The sequence below is a fragment of the Lentzea sp. NBRC 102530 genome (genome assembly GCF_030269365.1).
In the GTDB taxonomy this organism is placed as follows: domain Bacteria; phylum Actinomycetota; class Actinomycetes; order Mycobacteriales; family Pseudonocardiaceae; genus Lentzea.
In genome coordinates this window covers 292,313-315,954 of record NZ_BSTF01000002.1, presented here as the reverse complement: position 1 = coordinate 315,954, position 23,642 = coordinate 292,313, and the positions used below count along the sequence as shown (strand labels likewise).

General features: G+C 72.0%; 22 protein-coding genes. 12 read left to right on the top strand and 10 right to left on the bottom strand.

Annotated features, from left to right (window positions below; translation table 11 throughout):
• Window positions 1-6: 6 nt before the first annotated feature.
• The 4 genes from QSK25_RS04980 to QSK25_RS04965 all read left to right on the top strand — a co-directional run bounded on the left by QSK25_RS04980 (window position 7) and on the right by QSK25_RS04965 (window position 3,760).
• Complete coding sequence (locus QSK25_RS04980; RefSeq protein WP_285633586.1) at window positions 7-1,434, top strand: FAD-binding oxidoreductase; 1,428 nt, start codon at window positions 7-9, stop codon at window positions 1,432-1,434.
• A gap of 111 nt (window positions 1,435-1,545) precedes the next feature.
• Window positions 1,546-2,187 (top strand): metal ABC transporter ATP-binding protein, encoded by a 642-nt coding sequence (locus QSK25_RS04975; RefSeq protein ID WP_285633583.1) that lies wholly within the window; start codon window positions 1,546-1,548, stop codon window positions 2,185-2,187.
• Entirely contained in the window at window positions 2,184-3,023 is an 840-nt protein-coding gene (locus tag QSK25_RS04970) for a metal ABC transporter permease (RefSeq protein WP_285633580.1), read from the top strand. Before QSK25_RS04975 ends, QSK25_RS04970 begins: the two co-directional genes overlap by 4 nt.
• Window positions 2,996-3,760 carry a metal ABC transporter solute-binding protein, Zn/Mn family gene (locus QSK25_RS04965; protein WP_285633577.1) on the top strand — a complete coding sequence of 255 codons (765 nt, stop codon included), beginning with the start codon at window positions 2,996-2,998 and terminating at the stop codon, window positions 3,758-3,760. Before QSK25_RS04970 ends, QSK25_RS04965 begins: the two co-directional genes overlap by 28 nt.
• On the opposite strand, the gene QSK25_RS04960 is transcribed toward QSK25_RS04965, so the two are convergent.
• Together QSK25_RS04960 and QSK25_RS04955 are read right to left on the bottom strand one after the other, a co-directional pair.
• A complete protein-coding gene (locus QSK25_RS04960; RefSeq protein WP_285633574.1) occupies window positions 3,741-5,237 on the bottom strand; it encodes a class I adenylate-forming enzyme family protein in 1,497 nt (498 codons plus the stop codon). The two genes, QSK25_RS04965 and QSK25_RS04960, sit on opposite strands and share 20 nt — an antisense overlap.
• A complete protein-coding gene (locus QSK25_RS04955) occupies window positions 5,234-6,868 on the bottom strand; it encodes a CoA transferase (RefSeq protein WP_285633572.1) in 1,635 nt (544 codons plus the stop codon). The genes QSK25_RS04960 and QSK25_RS04955 overlap by 4 nt, the downstream gene beginning before the upstream one ends.
• An 85-nt stretch (window positions 6,869-6,953) precedes the next feature.
• Here QSK25_RS04955 and QSK25_RS04950 point away from each other — a divergent pair, with 85 nt between their 5' ends.
• Window positions 6,954-8,036 carry an acyl-CoA dehydrogenase family protein gene (locus QSK25_RS04950; protein WP_285633570.1) on the top strand — a complete coding sequence of 361 codons (1,083 nt, stop codon included), beginning with the start codon at window positions 6,954-6,956 and terminating at the stop codon, window positions 8,034-8,036.
• Here the strand turns inward: QSK25_RS04950 and QSK25_RS04945 are convergent.
• Together QSK25_RS04945 and QSK25_RS04940 are read right to left on the bottom strand one after the other, a co-directional pair.
• Window positions 8,017-8,778, bottom strand: a complete 762-nt coding sequence (locus QSK25_RS04945) for a hypothetical protein (RefSeq protein ID WP_285633566.1) — start codon at window positions 8,776-8,778, stop codon at window positions 8,017-8,019. The two genes, QSK25_RS04950 and QSK25_RS04945, sit on opposite strands and share 20 nt — an antisense overlap.
• A complete protein-coding gene (locus QSK25_RS04940; RefSeq protein ID WP_285633563.1) occupies window positions 8,763-9,881 on the bottom strand; it encodes an MFS transporter in 1,119 nt (372 codons plus the stop codon). Before QSK25_RS04940 ends, QSK25_RS04945 begins: the two co-directional genes overlap by 16 nt.
• Before the next feature lie 72 nt (window positions 9,882-9,953).
• On the opposite strand from QSK25_RS04940, the gene QSK25_RS04935 reads away from it, so the two are divergent.
• Window positions 9,954-10,631 (top strand): DJ-1/PfpI family protein, encoded by a 678-nt coding sequence (locus QSK25_RS04935; RefSeq protein ID WP_285633560.1) that lies wholly within the window; start codon window positions 9,954-9,956, stop codon window positions 10,629-10,631.
• A gap of 24 nt (window positions 10,632-10,655) precedes the next feature.
• Here QSK25_RS04935 and sigC read toward each other — a convergent pair whose 3' ends face one another.
• Complete coding sequence (gene sigC / locus QSK25_RS04930) at window positions 10,656-11,231, bottom strand: RNA polymerase sigma factor SigC (RefSeq protein WP_285633557.1); 576 nt, start codon at window positions 11,229-11,231, stop codon at window positions 10,656-10,658.
• Between the two features lie 71 nt (window positions 11,232-11,302).
• Between sigC and QSK25_RS04925 the strand changes: the two genes are divergently transcribed.
• Window positions 11,303-12,037 (top strand): zf-HC2 domain-containing protein, encoded by a 735-nt coding sequence (locus tag QSK25_RS04925; protein ID WP_285633554.1) that lies wholly within the window; start codon window positions 11,303-11,305, stop codon window positions 12,035-12,037.
• A 16-nt stretch (window positions 12,038-12,053) separates the two neighbouring features.
• On the opposite strand, the gene QSK25_RS04920 is transcribed toward QSK25_RS04925, so the two are convergent.
• On the bottom strand, window positions 12,054-12,956 hold the full coding sequence (locus QSK25_RS04920) for a S1 family peptidase (RefSeq protein WP_285633551.1): 903 nt from the start codon (window positions 12,954-12,956) through the stop codon (window positions 12,054-12,056).
• Window positions 12,957-13,105: 149 nt separating this feature from the next.
• Between QSK25_RS04920 and QSK25_RS04915 the strand changes: the two genes are divergently transcribed.
• On the top strand, window positions 13,106-14,377 hold the full coding sequence (locus QSK25_RS04915) for a cation:proton antiporter (RefSeq protein ID WP_285633548.1): 1,272 nt from the start codon (window positions 13,106-13,108) through the stop codon (window positions 14,375-14,377).
• Here QSK25_RS04915 and QSK25_RS04910 read toward each other — a convergent pair.
• Both QSK25_RS04910 and QSK25_RS04905 read right to left on the bottom strand, forming a co-directional pair.
• Entirely contained in the window at window positions 14,323-14,778 is a 456-nt protein-coding gene (locus QSK25_RS04910; RefSeq protein ID WP_285633545.1) for a GNAT family N-acetyltransferase, read from the bottom strand. The genes QSK25_RS04915 and QSK25_RS04910 overlap by 55 nt on opposite strands.
• A 230-nt stretch (window positions 14,779-15,008) precedes the next feature.
• On the bottom strand, window positions 15,009-17,282 hold the full coding sequence (locus QSK25_RS04905; protein ID WP_285633542.1) for a proprotein convertase P-domain-containing protein: 2,274 nt from the start codon (window positions 17,280-17,282) through the stop codon (window positions 15,009-15,011).
• Window positions 17,283-17,471: 189 nt separating this feature from the next.
• Between QSK25_RS04905 and QSK25_RS04900 the strand changes: the two genes are divergently transcribed.
• Window positions 17,472-18,335, top strand: a complete 864-nt coding sequence (locus QSK25_RS04900) for an XRE family transcriptional regulator (RefSeq protein WP_285633539.1) — start codon at window positions 17,472-17,474, stop codon at window positions 18,333-18,335.
• A 55-nt stretch (window positions 18,336-18,390) separates the two neighbouring features.
• Here QSK25_RS04900 and QSK25_RS04895 read toward each other — a convergent pair whose 3' ends face one another.
• Window positions 18,391-20,154 carry a proprotein convertase P-domain-containing protein gene (locus QSK25_RS04895; protein ID WP_285633536.1) on the bottom strand — a complete coding sequence of 588 codons (1,764 nt, stop codon included), beginning with the start codon at window positions 20,152-20,154 and terminating at the stop codon, window positions 18,391-18,393.
• Window positions 20,106-21,404 carry an MFS transporter gene (locus tag QSK25_RS04890; RefSeq protein WP_285633533.1) on the bottom strand — a complete coding sequence of 433 codons (1,299 nt, stop codon included), beginning with the start codon at window positions 21,402-21,404 and terminating at the stop codon, window positions 20,106-20,108. Before QSK25_RS04890 ends, QSK25_RS04895 begins: the two co-directional genes overlap by 49 nt.
• 159 nt (window positions 21,405-21,563) lie before the next feature.
• Here QSK25_RS04890 and QSK25_RS04885 point away from each other — a divergent pair, with 159 nt between their 5' ends.
• From QSK25_RS04885 to QSK25_RS04875, 3 genes are read left to right on the top strand one after another with little or no spacing between them, the layout of a single operon-like run.
• Window positions 21,564-22,106 carry a class I SAM-dependent methyltransferase gene (locus QSK25_RS04885; RefSeq protein WP_285635225.1) on the top strand — a complete coding sequence of 181 codons (543 nt, stop codon included), beginning with the start codon at window positions 21,564-21,566 and terminating at the stop codon, window positions 22,104-22,106.
• A 28-nt stretch (window positions 22,107-22,134) separates the two neighbouring features.
• Window positions 22,135-23,313: an FAD-dependent monooxygenase gene (locus tag QSK25_RS04880; RefSeq protein WP_285633530.1), complete on the top strand. Its 1,179-nt coding sequence runs from the start codon at window positions 22,135-22,137 to the stop codon at window positions 23,311-23,313.
• Window positions 23,306-23,605 (top strand): hypothetical protein, encoded by a 300-nt coding sequence (locus QSK25_RS04875; protein WP_285633527.1) that lies wholly within the window; start codon window positions 23,306-23,308, stop codon window positions 23,603-23,605. Before QSK25_RS04880 ends, QSK25_RS04875 begins: the two co-directional genes overlap by 8 nt.
• Window positions 23,606-23,642 lie beyond the last annotated feature (37 nt).

Sequence of the window (23,642 nt, the reverse complement as noted above, 5' to 3'; positions counted from 1 at the left end):
GGGAAGGTGGATCGACGCGGGTTTCTGAAGGTCGCGGGACTGGCCGGGGTCGGTGTGGTGGCCGCCTGCTCCGCCTCGGGCCCACCGGTTCCACCACCGTCCACTTCGTCCGTTCCGAGTGGACCGCCCGACTGGGCCGCGCTGCGCTCGCGGATGTCCGGGCGGCTGGCGCTGGCAGGTGAGGACGGGTTCACCTACCAGGGCTTCAACCCCGTGTGGGACGCCCGGGAACCCGCCGCCGTCGCCAAGGTCACCTCGGCCGCGGACGTGCAGGCCTGCGTCGAGGCGGCACGGGGGCGCGTCGCGATCGCCGCCCGCAGCGGTGGCCACAGCTACGCCGGGTACTCGTCGCCGTCGGGCGGTCTCCAGGTCGACGTGCGCGGGCTGGCGGACGTCGAGGTGCTGCCGGGTGACCAGGTCCGCGTCGGCTCCGGCGCCGCGTTGAGCGCCGTCTCGAACGCGTTGGTCGCGTCAGGCCGTTGCCTGCCCACCGGCACGTGCCCGTCCGTCGGCGTCGCGGGCCTCACGCTCGGCGGTGGCATCGGCGTTCTCTCCCGCAGGTACGGCCTGACGTGCGACCACCTGGTGTCGGCGAAGGTCGTCACCGCCGACGGGCGGCTGCTCACGGTCTCCGCCTCCGAGGGGCCCGACCTGTTCTGGGCGTTGCGCGGCGGCGGTGGCGGCAACTTCGGGATCGTGACGGAGTTCGTGTTCGCGACCTTGCCCGCGCCGGACGTCACCGTCTTCTCGCTCGCCTACCCGGCCGGTGCCGCCGCGGACGCCCTGGGCGCGTGGCAGACGTGGCTCGCCCAGGCACCGCCGGAACTCTGGTCGAACGTCGTCGTGCGCGGCGGTCCGCAACCGTCCGCCCGCATCGGCGGCTGCTTCGTCGGCGGTGCCGGCGCCCTCGCGTCGTTGCTGAACGGCCTGCCGGCGCCCGAGTCGCGGTTCGTCCAGCCGCAGACCTACGCCGAGGCCGTGCGGTACTTCGCGGGCGGCCCGATCTCGCGCGAGTCGGCCGTCGCGTCGTCGCGGGTGGCCCGGGACGCGGTCGACGCGGGGCGGGCCGTGGAGTTGCTGGCGGGCCAGTCCGACGAGACGTACCTGATCTTCGACGGCCTGCGTGGCGCCGTGGCCGACGTGGCCCCCGACGCCACGGCGTTCCCGCACCGCACGGCCCTCGCGAACGTGCAGATCTACCTCAAGACCCCGCCGTCGTCCGCCGACGAGGCCCGCACGAAGCTGGCCGGGATCCGCGACGGCCTGGGTGCGCTGACGGGCGACACCGGCTACGTCAACTACATCGACCCGCAGATGCCGCGCTGGGCCGAGGCGTACTACGGCGGCAACCTCTCCCGCCTGCACGCCGTCGCCGCCCGCTACGACCCGGACCGCGTCTTCGCCTTCGCGCAGTCGGTGACACCGGACCAGTGAGGTGACCGGCCCGGTGTTGACCGCGTCCACTGGTCGGACCGCTCGGGCTGCCAGTTCCTGATCTCACCCGACCGAGGGAACTGATCACCCGCGCGCACCGACTAGATGCTCGTGGAAACGACAGGTCTGCCGGTGCGGCTGGCGGGGGTGAGTTGTGCGCACGGCGGCAGGACCGTCGTGCGCGACGTCTCGCTCGACGTCGCCGCCGGCCAACGCGTGGCGCTGACCGGCACGAACGGCTCCGGCAAGACGACCCTGCTGCGCGCGGTGCTCGGCCTGCACGCCGCGGCCCGCGGCGTGATCGAGGTCGGGCGGCGCGAGGCCCGCACGTCCGCCGACTGGACCCGCCGCCGCCGGGAGATCGCGTGGATCCCGCAACGGCAGGCGGCCGGGCGGTTCCCGCTGCTGGTGGACGAACTGCTGGCGAGCGGCGGTGCGCCGGAACGTGCGCGGGCCGCGGCCGCGGAACTCGGCGTCGGTGAGCTGGGACGGCAGCCGGTGCACACGTTGTCCGGCGGGCAGTTGCAGCGGGCGTACCTGGCGCGGGCGCTCGGGTGCGTCGAGGCCGGGGCGGGGGTGCTGCTGGCCGATGAACCCACGGCGGCGCTGGACTTCGAGGGGCAGGCGGCGGTGGCCGGGCTGCTCGCCGGGTTGCCGGTGACGGTGATGGTCGTGACGCACGACCGGGCCGTGGTGCAGCGCTGCGAACGCGTCTTCGAGATGGCCGCGGGTGCGCTGCGGGAGATCACGTGACCGAGTTCTTCGAGCTCCTCGAACTCGCGGCCGTCCAGCGCGCCGCCTTCGCCCTCCTGCTCGGCGCGGTGGCGTTGCCGATCATCGGCGTCGTCATCATCGGCCTCGACATCATGCCGGTCCGCTTCGCCATGATGCACATTGCGTTGCTGGGCATCGCCGTCGGCCTGCTCACCGGTCTCGACCCGTTGCTGTGCGCGGTGGTCGCCTGTGGACTGTCCGGCGCCGGCCTCACCCCGCTCGCCCGCAGCCGGTCCGGCCTGTCCGGCGCGATGGGCCTGCTGATGAGCCTCGCCATCGCGGCCGCCCTGCTGGTCCTGTCGATCTCCGGCGTCAACGCCTCGGCGGCGTTCGAGCTGCTGTGGGGCTCGATCCTCGCCACCAAGACCGGCGACGTGGTGCTGCTCGGCGCCCTCGCCGTTCTCGTTCCGGCGCTGTTCGCCTGGCGCCGCGGGCAACTCGCGTTGCTGCTGCACGACCGCGAGCTGGCGGCGTGCAGCGGCGTGCCGGTCAACCGGCTGACGCTCGTCCTGCTCGTGCTGGTGGCCATCGCGATCGCCGGTGCGATCCGGCTGACCGGCGCGTTGCTGGTGGACGCGCTGACGTTGCTGCCCGCGCTGGCGGCCCGGCGGCTCGCGCAGTCGCTGACCGGCATGGCGGTGTGGGCGGTCGGGATCGGTGTCGTCGTCAACCTGGCCGGGTTCGCCCTGGCCCTCCTGCTGGACCAGCCGCCCGGTCCGGTCCTCGTGCTCCTGGCGGGCGCCGTCGCGCTCGCCGCTCATTTCCTTCCCGAACGGAGAACCCCCGCATGGCAGTCCGCTTCCTCGTCCCACTGACCGCCGCGCTGCTGCTGGCCGGTTGCGGATCGGCCGCGGCACCCCGGCAGCAGCAACAGACCGGGCCCAAGATCGTGGCGACGACCAGTTGGGAGGCCGGGTTCGCGAAGGCGGCCGGTGCCACGAACGTCACGGTGATCGTGCCCAGGTCCGTGCTGCACGCGCCGGACTACGACCCGAAGCCGTCCGACCTCAAGGCCGTCGCGGACGCGGACTACGTGCTGTACGCGCCGTTCGAGTCGTTCGCGCCGAAGATCACCGACGCGGCCGGCTCGAACGCGAAGAAGATCGAGGTCGCGCTGGACAACTCGCGCGACAAGGTCAAGGCCGAGGTGACGCGGCTCGCCGAGTTGTTCGGCACGCAGGACGCGGCGCGGAAGTGGATCGGCGACTTCGACGCCGAGTACGCGAAGCTCGCCGGCGAGGTCAAGGCGAAGTGGCCCGGTGGCAAGCAGCCGAAGGTCGTCGCGCAGATGTTCGTCGGCTACGCGGCCGACCTCGCCGGTGCCGAACTGCTCGGCGTGTACGGGCCGGAACCGGTGACGCCGTCGCAGCTCGCGGAACTGAAGGGCAAGGCGCCGCAGTTCGTCTTCGAGAACTCGCACATGAGCACCGGCACCGTGCTGCCCGATGCCGGTGCCGAGCAGGTCGACCTCGTCAACTACCCGGACGACGACAACGACCTGCTCGGTGTCTACCGCGCCAACGCCAAGAAGATCAGCGAGGCGCTCGCCTAGCCAAGAGCCGCAAGGCGTCGCGGTCGACCTTGCCCGCGGGGTTGAGGGGGAACTCGGGCAGCACCAGCAGGTGCTCCGGGTGCTTGTAGCGGGCCAGCCCGCTCAGGAACTCCCCCAGCCCCGCGACGGTCACCGGCTCCGACACCACGAGGCAGGCGCACAGCCGTTCGCCCATCAGCTCGTCCGGCACGCCGACGCAGGCGACGTCGCGGACCGACGGGTGAGCGGCCAGCGCCTGCTCCACCTCGGCCGGACTGATGTTCGCGCCACCGCGGATCACGATGTCCTTGCGCCGCCCGACGACCGACAGGTAGCCCGCCTCGTCGAACACCCCCAGATCACCCGTGCGCACCCAGCCGTCCTCGGTGCGGTAGCGGGCGTTGAGGTCGTCGTCCACGTACCGCAACGGACTCATCGGCCCGCGCGCGATGATCTCCCCGACCTCTCCGGCGGGCAGTGGCTGCCGCGCGTCGTCCACGACCAGGATCTCCGCGACAGCGGGGTTCGGCCGCCCGGCACCGGACCCCGGTGGGTCGTCCAGCGCGGTGTGGCAGTTGACGCCGTCCGCCGACCCGTAGACGTTGACGACGATCGCGTCGAAGAACTCGCGGCACGCCTGCGCCGTCGCCGCGTCCAGCTGCGCGCCGCCGGGCGCGATGACGCGGATCGACGAGTAGTCCCCGGGCTGGGACAACAGCATCTTGAACATCGTCGGCACGCCGAACAGGTGCGTCGGCCTCGCCCGCTCGATGAGCTCCACAGTGGACTCCGGGGTGAACTTGCCCTGCAGCACGAGAGTGCCACCGTGCCGCGCCAACGTGACCGTCGTGCCGTTGCTGCCGAACGACGACGCGAGCGGCACCAGGAACAACGCCCGCAGCTCCTCCCCCGGCGGGATCAGCCTGCCGACGAACGCCCCTCGCCCGCCCAGCAACGCGTTGTGCGAGTACAACACCATCTTCGGCTCGGCCTCGGACCCCGACGACACGAGGATGCGCGCCGGACCGTTGGGATCCGACCGGACCGGCTCGACCACCCCGGCCGGCGCCAGCAACTCCGCGGTCGTCCAGGCCCGCCCCGGGTCGTCTGCGATCAGCCCGACCGCCCCGCTGCGCCGGACCAGCGACCGCGCCTCGTTCTCCCCGCGCCCCACCGGGAACGGCAGCATCACACCCCCCACCGCGGCGACGGCGAGATCGGCGGCGACCGCGTACCGGCCGTTGGGCAGCTGCACGGCCACGACATCGCCGGGCCGCACGCCTCTGGCGGCGAGGTTCGCGGCCATCCGCAGCGCGAGTTCGTTGAGCTGCCCGTACGTCAGCTCGCCGTCGTCGTCGATCACGGCTGTTCGCAACGGGTCTAAGAACACCCGCACGGCGAACAGGTCGTAGATGTCGCGGTCCGGGTAGTGGCCCAGCTCGGCCCACTGGTGGCGCAGCGCGGCGGGCACGAGGTCGTGGACGGCGGTGGTCGTCATCGGAACCTCCAGGGTGTGAGGACTTCGGGACAACGGTCGGAGTCGAGCCCGACCACGCCGGCGAACCGGGGGTCGGCGGGAATCGAGGCGAGGTCGTCGGTGACCGGCACGCCCTCGTGCGTCCAGCCACCGTCACCGAGCAGCGGCCTGCGGAACCCCGGCGCCGGACGGCCGTTCGCGTTCAGCTGCAGCAGTTCCGCGGCGGCCAGCAACGACGACTCGGCCCGGATCGCCCGGCCGGTGCGCTCGCGCTGGAGCAGGGCGGCGACGGTGGTGTAGGCACCGAGGAGGCCGCCCAGCACGTCGAGCAGGGTCATCAGGGACGGAGCGGGCGGCTCGTCAGACGGGCGCAGCAGGGCACCGAGGCCGGTGCGGGCCTGGGCCATGAAGTCGGTGCCCATCGGGGCGTCGGGGAGCCTGTTCGCCCAGCCCGAGGTGTGCACGAACACCAGGGCGGGGTTGACGGCCGCGAGGTCCTGGGCGCCGAGGCCGAGGCGTTCGGCGGTGCCGGGGGCCCAGTTGTGCAGGAAGACGTCGGCGGTGCGGACCAGGTCGCGCAGGCGGTCGCGATCGGCGGGGTCCTTGATGTCGATCTCCACGGCGGACTTGCCCCGGTTGAGCGCCAGCCAGCGGGCGGACGTGCCACCGCACATCGGGGGCATGCCGCGCAACGGGTCGCCGCCCGGTGGTTCGACGCGGATCACGGTGGCGCCCAGGAGGTGCAGGAGGTGGGCGGCCAGCGGCGCCTGGACCCGGCGGCCGGCTTCGAGCACGACCACGCCGGACAGGGGCGTGGTGAGCGAACCCGCCTCCGCTCCGGCAGCCGCTCTCCGGACTGCCGCCCCCACGTGTGCCGAGTCCAAAGTGGTCAGTTCGAAGAGCGGTCCCCCGGTCGTGCCCGGCTCGTGCAGCCGGCAGATGCTCGTCCCGGTCGCCCCCGCCAGCGCCTCCACCTCGCCGAACGGCCGCGCCCCCACCGCCTCCTGCAACTCCACGGGCAACGGCGCGGTCGCCGTCGGGTACCGGAACTGGAACGGCCGCCACCCCGCCCCGATCACCTTCCCCGGCACCCCGAGCCCGGTCCAGAACGCCTGCCACACACCGGGATCGAGCGCCTCGATCTCGAACAGCACCCCGTCGGCGCTCAGGAACGGCGGCCCGCCCGGTGCCAGCGCCGTGGCCTCCGCCTCCGGCGCCCCGGCCGCCGCCAGGTACTGCGAGACGGTGAGCAGCGCCGCCTCGGCGACGCTCGTAGTGACGCTCGACGCGCCACCGAACAGGGCCGCGAGCAGCCCGGTGCCTCCGACCACGCCGGCCGCGGTGGAGCAGTGGTCGAGGCCGAGGCCGCGGGGCGAACCCTGACTGCGGCCGTGCACGTGCATCAGGCCGCACACCGCCTGGGCGCTCGCCTCGTCGCGGACGCCCGGCACCGTTCCCCAGCCGACGGTGAGCGAGGCACCGGCGTCGACGTGGGCGGGTTCACCCGCGGCGTCCGGGAACCGGGTGACGGTCGCGCCCGACTGGTGCAGGAGCGCGCCGAGCACGTCGGCCGCGGCGGTGTCGCCGTGGACGGTGATCTCGGTGGCGGACAACGGCGGATCGCTCGTCGTCCGGTCGAGGTGCAGGGTCACGCTGGCCTCCTCCTGGCGGCGACGGTCGGTCGTCCACCAGTCGGGCGCAACGCCGCCCGAGTTCCCAGCGGGGAGGAGAACGCCGGTGCTGGAACGGATTTCCGCGTTCGTGCGCGAGCGGGTGTGGCCGAGCGAGACGGTGCTCGACGCCGGTGGTCAGGCCGCGCGGGAGGAACTGGCGCGGCTGCGCGGCGCGGCGAAGACGGAAGGGTTGTGGGCTTTGCCACTGCCCCGCGAACTCGGCGGTGGCGGACTGGGCCTGACGGAGTACTTCTCGGTGGCGGAGCAGGAAGGCAGCAGCGATCACGGACCGGCCGCGCTCGGCTCGGCGTGCCTGCTCGACGTGCGGATGTTCCAGCGGTTCGGCGGCCCGGCGGTCGGCGAACTGCTGAAACCGCTGGTGGCCGGAGAGATCAGCGGCAGCTACGCGATGACCGAGCCGGGGGTCGCCGGTTCGGACCCACGAGCCGTGCGCACCACCGCCGTTCGGACGAGTGACGGCTGGGTCCTCAACGGGCGCAAGTGGTTCACCAGCGGTGCCGGAAACGCCTCGTACGTCACGGTTCTGGCCAGCGGGTCGCTGTTCGTCGCCACGGACTTCCGGGTGGTGCGGGAGATCCCGGTGCTGGGTGCGGCCGGGCAGTTCGAGATCGCGCTGGACGACGTGCGCGTGCCGCACGACCACCTGCTCGGAGCAGAGGGCGACGGGCTGCGGATCGCCGGAACCCGGTTGGCACTGGGCCGGACGCTGCGGTGCCTGCGGTGGCTCGGCATGGCGGAGCGGGCGTTCGACCTGATGTGCTGTCGCGCCGGCGAACGCCAGGTGCGGGGCAGCGCGCTGGCCGACCGGCAGTTGGTGCGGCAGCACGTGTTCGAATCGGCGCTGGCGATCCGTTCGGCGCGGGCGTTGACGCGCCAGGCGGCGGATCTCGTCGCGGCGGAGGAAGACGCGCGCGTCGAGATCGGGCTGGCCAAGGTCGCGGCGGCCCGCACCCTGCACCAGGTGTGCGACGCGGCGATCCAGGTGTTCGGCGCGGAAGGACTCGGCCCGGACACGCCGTTGCCGGTGCTCGCGCGGATCGGCCGGGCGGCGCGCATCCTCGACGGTGCCGACGAGATGCACGTCTCCGACACCGCGCGGCGCCTGCTCAGAACTCGCGCGAGCTGACCTCCCCGGACACGATCGCCCTGGCCAGCGCGGAGAAGAAGGTGCCCCACACCAGTTCGAGGTTCTCCTGGCCGTCGTAGACACCACCGAGCAACCGGCCGTCGTGCATCGCGCCGCGCAGCCGCCGCAGCGGTGCCGACGCGTCCAGCCCCAGCTTCACCAACGCGACCGCGGCGATCGCGTCCGCCGAGGTGTCCCCGGGATCTGCCCACTCGCGTGCCCTCGCCTCGGCACCGGCCCGGTAGTCCTCGCCGAGCCACAGCACCGCGTCCGCCGCCGCCAGCAGCAACCAGGCACGACCACGCGGCCACGTCTCGGCCAGCCGAAGGTGAGCGTCCACGTGGGACCGTGCGAGGTCGGGGAATCCGGCCGCACACAGCAACGGCACGACGCCGGCCGCGCCGTCCGAACGGAGTCCGGTGTCGGGGCCGAACGCCGTGCCCCACGGGATCACACCGTCCACCGCGCGGGAAGCCAGCGACTTCGCGGCCCGGTCGACGTCTCCCCTGCCGTACCAGAAGATCAGCGCCTGGAGCACGGTGTCGCTGTCGTGCCAGCCGTCGAGCTTCTCCGTCCACCGCCGCGCGTCCGGGTGCCCGCTCAGCCACAGCAACCCGGCCCAGCACCCACCCGCCCACGCACCACGAGCCGTCGTCCGCCAGCCACCGGAAGCCGGGGCGTACAACGGAAACCGGTCGCCCACCTCCCCCAGCACGGCCTCGACGTTCACCGCGCCCGCCACGCCACGACCGCCGCCAACCCGAACTCGACCGCCACCAGCACCCACCCGGCGTCGTAGCCGAGCAGGCCGAACAACGGCGGCCCGACCGCGAACCCGGCGAAGAACCCCGCCGACACGAGCGCGGAGTTCCGTCCCAGCTCCGGTCCCCGGGAGGCAGCCACCACCAGCACCATCGAGATCGCGTTGGCCGCCACCGCGCACCCGCCCACGACCACCATCGCTGCCCACGCCAGCACGGGCACCCCGGTCAGCAGCAGGAGCGGTGCCAGCACGGCCGCCGCCGACAACCCCACCAGCAGCTCCCGGCCCGCCACGCGCGACCAGACGATCCGCCCGGCGATGCCGACCACGCCGAGCACCGCCACCAGCCCGGCCGCGACCGGCGCACCGAAGCCGAGTTCCTCCGTCGCGTACAACGCCACGTAGGTGTTCACCGCCGCGATCCCGGACCCGAGCAGCACGGAGAAGGCGGCCAGGCGCCAGATCAGCCCACCGGAACCGACCGACAGGGCGAACGGCACCCGCCGAGGCGGAGCCACGTCCTGCGGGAGCACCAGGCACCCGAATGCCGCCACCAGCGCCAGCCCGGCGGCCACGCCGACGGCGAGCCGCCAGTCCACGCCGTCCGCCAGCCACGCGAGCGGCAGCCCCGCGAGGAACGCCCCCAGCTGCACGCCGGACTGCTTGATCCCCAGCAGCACCGGCCGCCGCGCAGGTTCCACCGACGTCGCGATCAGCTTGTTGGTCGAGGGATTCGCCAAAGCCTGCGGCACCCCTCCCAACGCCACCGCGCACACCAGCACGGCGTAGTGCGGCGCAAGAGCGAACACGGCCAACGCCACCGCGCTCGTCGCGAACAACGCGATGATCGACCGGCGCGGCCCCAGCGCGTCCACGGCGGGCCCGATCGCGAGCGACAGCACCACCGCCACGCCGAACCCGGCCGTCACGAGCACGCCGAGCAACGGCCGCTCGATGCCGAACTCCCGCACCAGGGCCGGTGAAAGCGCTCCCAGCAGGAACAACGGCAGCATCGACGCCGTCATCGCCGCTGTCGTCAGCACCGGCACCGCGGCCCGGCCGCGCACGGAAACCTCTTCCACCGCCACTAGTCGCGCCGAAACCGCGTGCGGTTCCCCAGGAACCGAACGGGTTTCCCGCCCGACCTGTGAGCCATGGAACGCCGAACCTTCATACGCGCCTCAGCGTTGTCCCTGGGACTGACCGGAACCGCCGCCGCCACCGCCACCGCCGCGACACCCCTGCGCGTGCAGGTGCTGATGTTCGACGGGGTGGAGGAGCAGGACTTCATCGCCCCCGTCGAGGTCCTCGGCCTCGCGGGCCGGATGAGCGGAGCCATCCGCACCACCCTCGTGTCACACCACCGCCCGCGCACCGTGACCTGCACGTACGGCACCGAGGTCAAGGTCGCGGGCGCCTGGAACCCGGCCGAGGCGGACGTCCTCGTGGTACCCGGCGGCGGCTACACCAACCGCACCGGGCCGGGCGTGCACGAGCTCATCGGCGACAAGGGGTTCCTGCGCAGGCTCAAGGAGTCGAAGGCGCTGCCGGTCGGCATCTGCACGGGCACGATGGTCCTGTCGGCGGCGGAGATCACCAAGGGCCGCAACGCGACCACGCACGCGGGTGCCAAGGCCGACCTGGCGGCCCAGGGCGCCACCGTGGTCAACGCGCGGGTGGTGGACGACGGCGACCTGATCACCGGCGGCGGAATCACGTCGGGTCTCGAGGTGGCGCTCTGGATGGTGGAACGGTTCGTCGGGGCGCAGGTGGCCCAGCGCACCGAGACCGTGCTGGAGTACGAGCGGCGCGGCACCGTCTGGCGGCGTTAGGGAGCCGGACGGCGCAACGGTTCGCTAGACGACGCCGACGTCCTCGTGGCCCTGCCCGTTGATCAGGTCCTCGCGCGCCCGCGCGACCCGGGACCGCACGGTCCCGATCGGGCAGCCCGCGACCTCGGCGGCCTCCGCGTAGGACAGGCCGAGCACCTGGGTGAGCAGCAACGCCTCCCGCCGCTCAGGTGCGAGGCCGGCGAGCAGCACGGTGAGCTCCACCACGTCCTCGAACCCCGCCGACCGGGCGTGCTCGGCGTACCGGCCCGCGTCCGAGGCCAGTTGGTAGTCGGCCGACCAGGCGATCGACGGGCGGGCGACGGCGGCGCGGATGTGGTCCACGACGGTGCGGCGGGCGATCGACAGCAACCACGTGCGGGCCGACGAGCGGCCCTCGAAGCTCGGCAACGAGCGCAGTGCGCGCAGGTAGACGTCCTGCGTGAGGTCGTCGGCGACGCCGATGCCGCCGAGGTGCGCGACCAGCCGCCACACGTCGCGCTGCGTGAGGCGGATGAACCGCTCCAACGCCTCGCGGTCACCGGCACCGGCGGCCAGCGCGCACGCCGTCACCGCCTCGTCGTCACCCCTCGAAGTCGACACGATTGCGCAGACTAACCCACCGTTCGAGATTGCTGGGAACTGTGAACGGCCAATGGCCGACAATGGTGGGTGTGGAGTGCAACATCTGCCGCGAAGCCCTGTCCGCGAGGCTCGACGGGGAACCAGAGGGCGTGCCCGCCGACCAGGTGGACGCGCATCTCGACAGCTGCGCGTCGTGCCGGGAGTGGCACGACAGCGCCGCCGCGCTCACCAGAACGCTCAGGGTGAGGCCCGCCACGCAGGTTCCCGACCTCGCCGCGGCGATCATGGAGGCGGCCCCGCCGGTCGTCCCCGCCACGCCCAGGGGCTGGCTGCCGCGCGGGTTGCTGACCGGAGTCGCCGTCGCGCAGCTCACGCTCGGTCTCGCACAGGTGATCGGCGTCAACCCGTCGCACGGCGGGCACACGTCCGGTGTGGACAGCAGCCACCTGTTCAACGAGAGCACGGCGTGGAACCTCGCGCTGGGCCTCGGTCTACTGTGGACGGCTCTGCGGCCCGGCGCGGTCAGCGGCATGCTGCCCGTCACGGCGGCGTTCGTGGCGGTGCTGATCCCCTACTCCGCCAGCGACCTCGTCAGCGGCACGGCGACGGCGGGCCGGGTGTTCTCGCACTCGCTGCTCGTGATCGGCTTGGTGCTGCTGGGTTTCGTGCACCACAGCGAACGCGGGCCCGGCGGCCGCACCCCGCTCACCCACGACGAGCACGACACCGCACGCGATGCCTCCAGCTCGACAGACCGCGCTGGACGCACCCGCGTGCGGCGCCGGATCAGGCTGCGCCCCGTGAGCAGACGGGACGCGGCCTGAAGAACCAGGCCATGTCCTAACCGATGCTCGCGCCGACCGCGGCGAGCGCTCGGGTGACGGGCTGGAAGAACGTCACACCACCGCGCCGGCAGTCACCGCTGCCGCCCGAGGTGAGCCCGATCGCGTTGCCGTTGGCGGTGAACATCGGCCCGCCGCTGTCGCCGCCCTCGGCGCACACGGTCGTCTGGATCAGGCCGGTGACGCGGCCCTCCGGGTAGTTGACAGTGGCGTTGAGGCCGGTGACGCGTCCCGCGCGCAGGCCGGTGGTGCTGCCCATCCGCTGGACCTGCGTGCCGACGCGAGCCTCGGCGGCGCGCTGGATCCGCACCTTGCGGCCGTTGCCGGTGTCGACCTCGCTGGGGGCGTTCGCGTTGCGGTCGTTGTAGGTGAGCAGCGCGAAGTCGCCGTTGCCAGGGAACGTCGACCGCGCCACGGTGGCGACGGCGCGGCCGCCGGGGTTGAGCGAGAACTGCCTGCCCGCCGCGGTGCAGTGCCCCGCGGTGAGGATCGCGGGGCGCCCATCGTTCGTCTGGACGTTGAAGCCCAGCGAACACCGGCTGCCACCGGCGAAGATCGCGTCGCCGCCCTCGGCGAACAGTCTGAAGGTGCCTTCGGTGCGTTGCAGCTTCACCCCGGCGCCCATGGACTTCACCGTCGACACGAGGTTGTCCCACTTGGCGCCGGTCACCGTGCTGTCGGCGGTGACGAGGACCTCGTTCGTGGCCGGGTTCACCGCCCACGCGGTGCCCGCCACGGATGCCTTCTCCCGCAACGTCTGGGTGGCCTGCTCGGGAGCGGTGCGCTGCTCCGGTGCGGCCTGGCTGGCGGTGAACGTCGAAGCGGTGATCGCCACGGCCACGAGCCCGACGGCGCCCGCGATCATCTTCACCCGGCTGCTGTCATCGCGGTGTTTGCCCATGTGGCGTCCTCTCGTTACCGGACTGAGATCCGCTCATGTCTGGGTGTACGTACAGCGAGCCGTTCCGGTTTAGGTGAATCGCCGGAGTCCGCCCGGCCGGTGGGCCACCTGGACATGTCCTGTTAGGACACACACGGGAAGATGGGCCCATGAACTCGCTGTTGCTCGCCGCCGCGTTCGCCATGGTCGTCAGATCGCTGGCGGCGAACCGCCTGGACCGCTGGTACCTCGGCGCGCCGCTGGTCATGGTGCTCGCCGGGGTGGCCGTGGGCCTGGCGGAACCGAGCGGCATCGCCGAAGGCCTCAACACCGAGTCCGTGCAGCACGCGGCGGAGATCATCCTCGCGGTGCTGCTCTTCGTCGACGCCACCGAGGTGCGCGCGGGCCGCCTGTGGGGTGCCTATCCGGGCCTGGTGGGCCGGGTCCTGCTGGTGGCGATGCCGATCAGCCTCGCCGCGGCCGCCGTGCTCGGCTGGCTGCTGTTCCCGAGCCTGTCGTGGGCGGTCCTGCTGCTCGTCGCGTGCGTGGCCGTACCGATCGACTTCGCCCCGGCCGAGAAACTGGTCCGCGACCGGGGCCTGTCCGCCCGGGTCCGCAGCACCCTGAACGTCGAGAGCGGCTACAACGACGGCATCGTCACGCCGCTGTTCCTCTTCGCCCTGGTCCTCGCCGGCGACGACACCCAGGACCGCACACCGCTCGAAGCACTCGGGACGGTCCTCCCGTTCGCGGTGAAGGCACTGGTGGCGGGCCTGGTGATCGGCGCGCTCCTCGGCTGGCTGATGGACCTCGCCCACCAGGCGGACTGGGTCACCGACCAGTCAGCGCGGGTGGCCGTCCTCCTGGCCCCCTTGCTGACCTTCACCGCGACCGTCGCCATCAACGGCAACGGCTTCGTGGCGTCCTTCGTCGCCGGCATCGCGTTCCGCTACGTCCACCGCCTGCTCAAGGCCCGCCGCGTCCGCACCGGACGGGCCGAGGCCCGCACCGACGCCCTGAACAGCGACCTGCACCTCCTGGAGGACGTCACGGGCCTGCTGACGATGACCATGTGGTTCGTGGTCGGCATCGCCGCCGTCCTGATCTTCTACCTGGGCGTCGACTGGCAGGTCGTCGTCTTCTGCGCGGCCGTTCTCACGGTGCTCCGCCTGGGCCCGGTGTTCCTGGCCCTGACCGGCTCCCCCCTGCGCCGCCGCGAGCGCCTGCTCATCGGCGCCCTGGGCCCGCGCGGCACCACGACGATCGTCTTCGGCCTGCTCGCCTTCAACCGCCTCCCGGAGGGCAACGCGGCCGACACGATCCTGGCCATCACGGTGGGCTGCGTGCTGGGCAGCGTCGCCCTGCACGGCGTGGGCGCGACCCCGTTTCAGAGGCTCTTGGCGAAGTGGAACGCGGGAATCACGAAACCCGAGGCCAGGTAGAGCCGATGCGCGTCGTGCCGCGCCGTACCGGAGTCGAGGTGCACCCCGGCACACCCCAACCGGCGCGCCTCCTCGTCCACCCACCGCAGCAGCGCCCCCGCGTGCCCCTTGCCACGCGCGGACGGCAGGGTGCTCAGGTCGTCGATGTAGAGGTGCGACCCGGCGTAGAGGCTGTTGAGGTGCCGGAACCCGGCCAGCGACACCAGCCGCCCGGTCTCGTCGTACGACACGACCAGGCGATAGCCCTCCCGCCGCTGGCCGCGAACGAGCTCGACGAACTCGTCGACGTCGGTGAGGTGGGGCCGGAGCTCGCGCATCACCTCGAAGGCCTGGGCGGTCTCGCCCGCGTCGAGCTCGGCGATGGTGCGGGCGGTGGCGTGGGCGGTGGTGGAAGTGGTCACGCCTCCGATGCTCGCGCACCCAAGTGGCACTCTTGAAGGCCCATTCAGCACGCAAAGCAAGAGGCCACTTCGGGCGGAGCAGGGGCGGAACGCCATCGCACCGGCGACGTGACCCGCCGTGACCCGCATCGCCGAGCAGGGGCGCGGTCCGGGGCGTCGAACCGGGCAGGACCACTTGCACGTCGAGGGGCCCCGGTGCGCCGGGGCCCTCGACGTGCGGATCGACGCGCCTACGGGGCCAGGTTCAGGCCCCACGTGTCGATGGTGCCCACGTCGGACGCCGCGAGGTCGCGGACGCGCAGCTTCCACGTGCCGTTCGCGGTCTCGCTCGACAGGTTGACCGTGAAGGTGCGGTCGATGTTGTCGGCGGAACCGCCGGTGCGGTTGTGCAGCGTGTACGACGTGCCGTCGGGTGCGATGAGCGCGACCGTCAGGTCACCGATGTACGGGTGGACGATCCGCACGGTGACCACGGAGCTCGCGGACGGCGTGGCGGAGCAGCCCGAGATGACGAGGTCGCTGTCGACGGCGGCACCCGCGTCCGGGACGGCCACGTCGTTCGGGTTGGTGCCGGCGCAGCTGCCACCTCCGCCTCCCGTGACGGTGAGCGTGTAGGTGGCGGTGCGGTTCGCCGTGCCCGCCGCGGTGATCGTCACCGGGTAGGTGCCGGCCGGGGTGGACGAGGTGGTGCTGATCGTCAGCGCCGAGTTCGCTCCTGTTTGGACGGACGCCGGGCTGAACGAGGCGGTCGCGCCGGAGGGCAGCCCGGACGCGGACAGCTGGACGGTCTGCGCCGAGCCGCTCACCGTGGCCGTGCCGACCGTGGCGGAGACGGACGAGCCCGCCGCGACCGAACCGGACGCCGGCGACACCGACACGGAGAAGTCCTGCGACGGCGTCCCGGTGCCGACGGCGGACTTCCACAGGGTGTAGGCGATGCCATCGACCGCGCGGTTGAGGTGGGTGTCGCTGATGTTCGCGGTGGTGTCGCAGGACGCGTGGTAGCAGGGGTCGAACGCCGCGCCGGACGTGCCGCCCCACTTGGTCGCCTGGGCCGCGGTCTTGCGGGCGCTCGCGCCCATCGCGTAACCGGACGCCGGGATGCCCGCGTTGGTGAAGGACGCGTCGTCGGACCGGTTGCGGCCCTCGGTGTTCTCCTCCGGCGACAGGCCCAGCGAGTCCCAGTACGCCTTCATGTGCACGGACTGCGCCGACGTGATGTTGTTGATGAAGTAGCCGCCGTTGGTCGAGCCCACCATGTCGAAGTTGTGGTAGGTCTTGATCTTCGTGCGTTCGGTGGACGGCAGCTGCGAGACGTAGAAGCGCGAGCCGTTGAGGCCCTGCTCCTCGTCGGTCCACCAGCCGAAGCGGACCTTGTTCGTCATCGACGGGTTGCGCTGGGCGAGCACGAGCGCGGTCTCCAGCAGCGCCGCCGAGCCCGAGCCGTTGTCGTTGATGCCGGGGCCCGCGGACACGCCGTCGAGGTGGGCGCCGAACATGTAGACGTTGTTCGCGTTGCCGCCCGGCCACTCCGCGATGACGTTGGGACCGGCGCCGGTGGTGCAGCCGCTCGTGCAGGGCTGCTCGGTGACGGAGTACCCGGCCGCGGTGAGCTTGTCCTTCACGTACGCCACCGACGCGCGGTAGCCGGCCGACGTCGAACGCCGGTTGCCGCCGTTCTGCGAGGCGATCGTGCCGAACTGCGTCAGGTGCGCCTTGACCGCGGCGATGTCGATGTCCGGGATCTGCGGTCCGGTGCCGCCGGTGACCGTCAACGAGTAGGTCGCGGTCCTGGTGACACTGCCCGCCGCGCTCACGGTGATCGGGTAGGTGCCGGACGAGATCGACGCGGTCGTGCTGATCGTCAGCGTCGCGTTCGAACCCGTCTGGACGGAGGACGGGCTGAACGACGCGGTGGCGCCCGACGGAAGGCCGCTGGCGGTGAGCGCGACGGTCTGCGCCTGGCCGTTGGTGGTCTGCGTCTGCACGGTGGTGGTGGCGTTCGACCCGGCGGCGACGGTGCCGGAGGTCGGTGACACGGCGACGGAGAAGTCGTTCGCGGGCGTGGAGCCGCCGAGGTTCAGCGTCCAGGCGTCGATCCGGCCGGTGTCGTTGTTGGCGTTGTCGTTGACGCGCAGCTTCCACGTGCCGTTCGACGTCTCGCCCGACAGGTTGACCGTGTAGGTCTGGTCGATGTCGTCCGCGCTGCCGCCGGAGCGGTTGTGCAGGACGTACGCCGAGCCGTCCGGGGCGATGAGGCTGACCTGGAGGTCGCCGATGTAGGTGTGCACGATCTTCACCGGCACGGTGGCGGTCGCGGACGGCGCGGAGGCGCAGCCCTCGATGAGGATCGACGACTCGGCGGTCGTGTTGTCGCCGATCGCGACGTCACCGTCGTTGGTGCCGGAACAGCCGGCCAGGGCGGACGCCGATGCAGGGAGGGTCAGCGCCGTCGCCACCAACGCCGTCACGGCCGTGGCGAGGAGGGATCTTCTTCTTCGCACTTGTCGGGCTCCTTCGCAGGGATCGCAGGGTCACGCGACCGTAGCTGTCGTTCCGGCGGGCGGCATCCGGTCGTTCGGATGGTTGTCGGCGCGGTTCGCGCGTGGCTGTCCGATTTCACTTTTAAGTCCCGGCTTCCGTTGCGCCATCAGGGGGATAGCGTCGGGCGACCCGGTACTGAGGAGACAACGATGTCGCTCCCGATGCCCGACTTCGCCGACGTCCTGCGCTCCGCCGTCGCGGCGCGCGGCCTGTCGCTCGAACGCATCCGTTCGCACCTCGACCGCCGCGGCGTGTCGGTCAGCCTGGCCACGTTGAGCTATTGGCAGACCGGTCGCAGCCGTCCCGAGCGCCGTGCGTCCTTGACGGCCGTGACGCACCTCGAAGAAGTGCTGGAGTTGGAGATCGGTGCGTTGTCGTCGTTGTTGGCACCGGCGTTGCGCGGATCGAGGCGTGTGGCGGGCATCAGCGCGTTCTGGCCCGAGCCGTCGGTGATCGAGGACGTCGTCGGCGGCGTCGACACGCGCTGGGACTCGCGGCTGACCCGGATCAGCCAGCACGACCGGGTGGCGGTGGCCGGGCGGGGTGAGCGGTCCTACGTGTCGCGGCAGGTGTTGCGGGCGGAGGAGGACGGGCCCGACCGGTGGGTGGTGATCCTGCACCTCGACGAGCACGACCGGGCGTTGCCGGCGATCCGGCCGCTGCACAACTGCCGGCTGGGGCGGGTGGTGACGCGGCCTTCTGAGGGACTGCTGGTGGCGGAACTGCTGTTCCGGGCGCCGTTGCGGCGGGGGCAGACGGTGATCACCGAGCACGCGCTGGAGAACACCGCGCCCTATCCCCTGGCCACGAACTACTCGCGGAAGTTCCGGCGGCCGGTGCACGAGTACGTGCTGGAGGTGACGTTCGACGAGCCGCCGCGCAGTGTCCGGCGGGTGGAGCGGGACGCCGAGGGTGAGCGGACCGCGGGAGTCCGGGTGGACGAGGGCGGGTCGGTGCTGGGGGTGGCGCTGCGGTTCGGGCCGGGGTGTTACGGGTTCGAGTGGGCCTGGTGAGCGACGGGGCGAGCGGGTGCGGCCGAACCTGGCGGCCGCACCCGCTCTTCTCTCCCTAGACCGTGAGCGACCAGCTGCTCAGGACGCCCGTGTCACCGGGGCCGTTGTCCCCGATGCGCAGCGTCCACGTGCCGCTCGCGGCCTCCCCTGCACCGGGGACCACGGTGAACGTCCTGCCCGCCACGAACGGGTGGCAGCTGTAGTTGCCACCCGGCGTGCGCATCAGCGGGTACGCGCGGCCGCTCGCGGCGACCAGCGTGACGTTCAGGTCTTCCTGGCAGGTGTGGGTGGCGTCCACCGTGACCGTGATCGGGTTCCTGGTGGTGCCGGCCGCCGCGGAGCGCAGCGGGCTGACCGCCACCTGGTAGTCGCGGATCGGGTAGTCCGTGTCGTTGGTGAACGTGCGCCCGCCGCCGGTGTCGCCGGACGTGCGGGCGGTGACCTCGGCCGACTGCTTCGACCGGTTGCCGGCGGCGTCGAGGGCGCGGACGGTGAAGGTGTACTGGGTGTCGGCGGTCAGGCCGGCGACGGTGGCCGTGGTGCCGGTGGAGGTCGCGGCGACGGTGGTGCCGTTGAGGACCTCGTAACCGGTGACGCCGACGTCGTCGGTCGAGGCGTCCCAGGCCAGGGAGACGCTGGACGACGTGGTGCCGGTGGCGCGCGGGGTGGCCGGGGCGGTGGGGGCCGCGGTGTCGCCGCCCCCGCCGGTGACGAGGGTGAGGTTCCACTTGCGGAGCGCCTCGTCGACCGGCTGGAAGATCGACAGGTCGCCGTCGTTCGTCGGGTTCTGGACGCACTGCGACGGGCCGCCGTCGTGCAGGCCCACCGCCTTGTCGCCGAGGAGCCAGGCGCCGCCGGAGTCGCCGCCCAGCGAACACGCCGTGGTCCAGGTGAGGCCCTCGATGATCAGGCCGCCGCCGTAGTCCACGGCCTTGTTGGTGTACTTGACCTCGCCGCACTGCCACTTCGAGGTGTTGCCGGAGTGGCAGACGCGGTCGCCGACCATCGCCTCGGCCGACCCGGTGACGGTGACGGCGGGCCGGCCCCACGTGTTGACCGACGGGGACAGGGTCCAGCCGGCCTCGGTCACGGCCACGACGCCCATGTCGCCTTCGCGGGCGTTGACGCTGCGGGTGCCGCCGACGTTCGACGTGCCGAGCCGGTTCTGCTGCCCGGACTGGCCGTAGGCGGCCTGGTTCGCGTCGTTCGTGCAGTGGCCGGCGGTGAGGAAGTGCTTGCCGCCGTTGGCGTCCATCGCGGCGAACCCGATCGAGCAGTACGTCTCCGACCCCGGCCACCACGGGCTGCCCGCCTGCACGGTGCCGGCCTGCTGCCGCGGCTGCGACGTCGTCTCGACGATGTGCACGCCGTCGCCGAGCGCGCGCACCTTCGTCAGAAAGCGTTCGGTGGCTTCGGTTTTGCTGGTCGTGTTGACCGTGACGTCGACCTGGTTGTCGCGCACGTCGACACCCCAGCTGTACACGCCGGGCACGCCATCGCCGACGTGCGACCGCACCTCGGCCAGCAGGCGGTCCAGTTCGCCGGCACCGCGCTGCACGACCACGGCCTCGACCCCCTCGGAGCGGGCGCGCTGGGCGGCCTGCTCGGACGGCACCGCGACGGTGAGCTTGCCGGAGGCGGCGTCGAACCAGTGCCCGGCCAGTTGGCCGCGCAGTTCGGAGGACAGGGCCTCGAACCGCTGGTGTGCTTCGTTCTGCTGGACCGTGGCGTCCGGTTGCACCGCCGCCGCGCTGGGCACGACGGAGAGCGTCAGGACCGATCCGCACGCGGCAGCGATGATTTTGCTGCGCAATCGCATGAGTGGAACTCCTTCGCAGGCAGGGTGCGAAAACCGTATTCCGCAAAACCCGCGACCTGCGAATTTAACTTTTCGGTCCTGGGCCACAACACGAATGCGACCCCCGCCCCCACCGCCGTCAGAACACCGAGCACGACGAACGCCGTCACAATGCCCGCGGCCGTCGCCACCCATCCGGCGAGCGGATAGCAGACCAGCCAGCAGACGTGCGACAAAGCGAAGTCCGCGGCGAACAACGCGGGCCGGTCAGGCCCGTCGGCCGACCGCCTCAGCAGGCGGGCACCGGGCGTGAGAGCGAACGAGCACCCGGCGCCGATCAACGCCCACAACACCAGCAGCACGGGCCAGCTCCCGGCGAGGAACGCCCCCAGGCCCAGCACCCCGGCCAACGTCACCGCCGCCCGCAGCACGACCACGCGGTCCGGGTAGCGGTCGAGCAGCCGGGGCAACGCGCACGCCGCCACCAGCGATCCGACACCGTTGGCGGCCAACGCCAGCGCGACGTCCGAGGCGTCCCGCCCGAGTCCGTCCCGCACGTGCGCCACGGTGTTCACGAAGACCATCGACCCCGCCGCGGCGGCCGTGAAGTGCACGGCGAGCAACCCGCGCAGCTGCGCGGTGGCCAGATAGGCACGCATCCCGCGCGTCGTGGCGTCGTATCCCCGGCGTGGCACCACCTCCGGGCGTGGCACGACCGCGGACAGCACCAGCAACGCCGCACCGCCGAACCCCAGCGCCGTGCCCAGGAACAACTCGTGGAAGCTCACCACCGCCAGCGCGGCCGCGGCGAGCGCGGGGCTGAGCAGGCTCTCCAGGTCGTACGCCATGCGGGACAACGTGATCGCGCGGGTGTACTCCCGCTCGTCCGGCAGCACGTCCGGGATCGTCGCCTGGAACAACGGCGTGAACGCGGCCGATCCCGCCTGCAGCAGGAAGATCAGCGCGTAGACCTGCCACACCTCGCCGGCCCACGGCAGCACCACGGCCACCCCGGCCCGGACGAGGTTCAGCGCCACCAGCACCGCGCGACGAGGCAGCGCACCGAGCACCGCCGTGGCCACCGGCGCGACCGCCACGTACGCGATCATCTTGATCGCCAGCGCCGTACCGAGCACCACGCCCGCCTCCGCACCGGCCAGGTCGTGGGCGAGCAGGCCGAGCGCGACGGTCGTCAGTCCCGTTCCGGTCAGCGCGACGACCTGCGCGCCGAACAAAGCGCGGTAAGCCGGATGACGGAGAACGGAAATCACGGCGGAACTATAAGCACCACAACAGGTTTGCGTCGACGGTGCAACAGCAGAACACTGGCAACAGCAAAGGACTCACATTTGATTAATCAGGGCGATAGGGTCGCATTTGTGACCCCCTACGATTCCGTCGCGTCCCTGTACGCCGACCTGTTCAGCGACATGCTCGACACCCGGCCGCTCGACCGCGCGATGCTCGCCGCGTTCGCCGAACTCACCGAGAACCCGGTCGCCGACCTCGGTTGCGGACCCGGCCACCTCACCGCGCACCTGCACGGGCTCGGGCTGGACGTCTTCGGAATCGACCTCTCGCCCGAGATGATCGCCCTCGCCCGCCAGGCCCACCCGCACCTGGAGTTCGACGTCGGCACGATGGCCGCGCTGGACCTCGGGGACGGCTCTCTCGGCGGAATCCTGGCGAACTACTCCGTCATCCACGTCCCGCCGCACGACCTGCCGAAGGTGTTCGCGGAGTTCCACCGGGTGCTCCGGCCGGGCGGGCACGCGCTGATCGGGTTCTTCGCGGGCGACGACCCCGAACCGGTGGAGTTCGACCACAGGGTGACGCCCGCCTACCGCTGGTCGCCGTCCGGTCTGCTGGATCTGGCGCGCGAAGCCGGTTTCGCCGAGATCGGGCGAATGGTCCGCCAACCGATCGAAAGCGAACGTTTCCTGCAGGCGCAGTTGTTGATGTGCAAGGCTTGACCGTCGTTTCCTCCGCACACTCCGGACCGTGACTGAGGTCTTGGTGGCAGGGGCGAGCATCGCGGGACCGGCTCTCGCACACTGGTTGCAGCGGCGTGGAGCCGGCGTGACCGTGGTGGAACGGGCGCCGGGGCTGCGGCCGGGCGGTCAGGCGGTGGACGCGCGCGGCGTCGCCAAGGACGCGATCCGGTTGATGGGCCTGGAAGAGCAGGTGCGGGCGGCCCGCACCGAAACGGCGGGCGCGCACACCGTGGACGCCGACGGCACGGTGCTGGAGACGTACCGCGCGGAGGACGACGGCGGCGACGGCTACATCGCCGACATCGAGATCCTGCGCGGCGACCTCTCGCAACTCCTCTACGACGACACGCGCGACGACGTCGAGTACGTCTTCGACGACCGGATCAGCGCACTCACCCAGGACGCGGACGGCGTCGACGTGACGTTCGCGAGCGGTGGCACGAGGCGGTTCGACCTGGTGATCGGCGCCGACGGACTGCACTCGTCGTTGCGCGCCATGGTCTTCGGACCGCGTGAGGCCTACGTGCGGCACCTCGGGCTCGTGCTCGCCTTCTACAGCGTGCCCAACGAGTTCGGCATCGACGGCTGGATGATCGACCACCAGGACCGCGAGTCCGGCCGCACCGCGGGCCTGCGCCCCCTGAAGGACAAGAGCCGGGCGATGGCCATGATGTCGTTCCCGGCGGCCGACTTCGACGTCGACTTCCGCGACGTCGAGGGCCAGAAACGCCTGCTGCGCGAGCAGATGGCGGGCATGGGCTGGGAAACCGGGCGCATCCTCGCGCACCTCGACGACACCCCGGACTTCTACCTCGACCAGGTCGCCCAGGTGGTCATGCCCCGCTGGTCCGCCGGCCGGGTGGCGCTCATCGGCGACGCCGCGTCCAGCTCGTCGCCGATGTCCGGCGGTGGCACGGGTCTCGCCCTCGTCGGCGCCTACCTGCTGGCGGGCGAACTGGCCGCCGCGGACTGGAACCCCGGGGCCGGGTTCGCGGGCTACGAAACACGCATGCGGGCGTTCGTCGAGGCCAACCAGGAGATCGGCCGGATGCACGTGCACAGCCTGCTGCCCCAGGCCGAACCCGCGCCGGAGCCCGACATGGAGGCGTTCACCGCGTTGATCGACCGCGCTATCAACGGCGCCGAACTCCCGGACTACGCCGGGCTGCCGGACTCCCGTGCCTGACCGGCCCGAGATCGTCTGCCTCTGCGGCTCGGCCCGGTTCGTGGACGAACTGCGCGCGGCCAACCGGGAGCTGACGTTCGCCGGGGTCATCGTCGTCGCGCCGGGTGAAGCCGGCGAGGTGGTCACCGCCGAGCAGAAGGCCGTGCTGGACGCCCTGCACCTGCACAAGATCGACCTGGCCGACCGCGTGCTGGTGGTCAACCCCGGCGGGTACGTCGGCGAGTCCACCAGCCGGGAGATCGCCCACGCCCGCGCCACCGGCAAGCCGGTCTCGTTCACCGAGCCCGGCTGAGCGGTCGACCGGCGCGGTCTGAGCGCTCGGCCGGGAG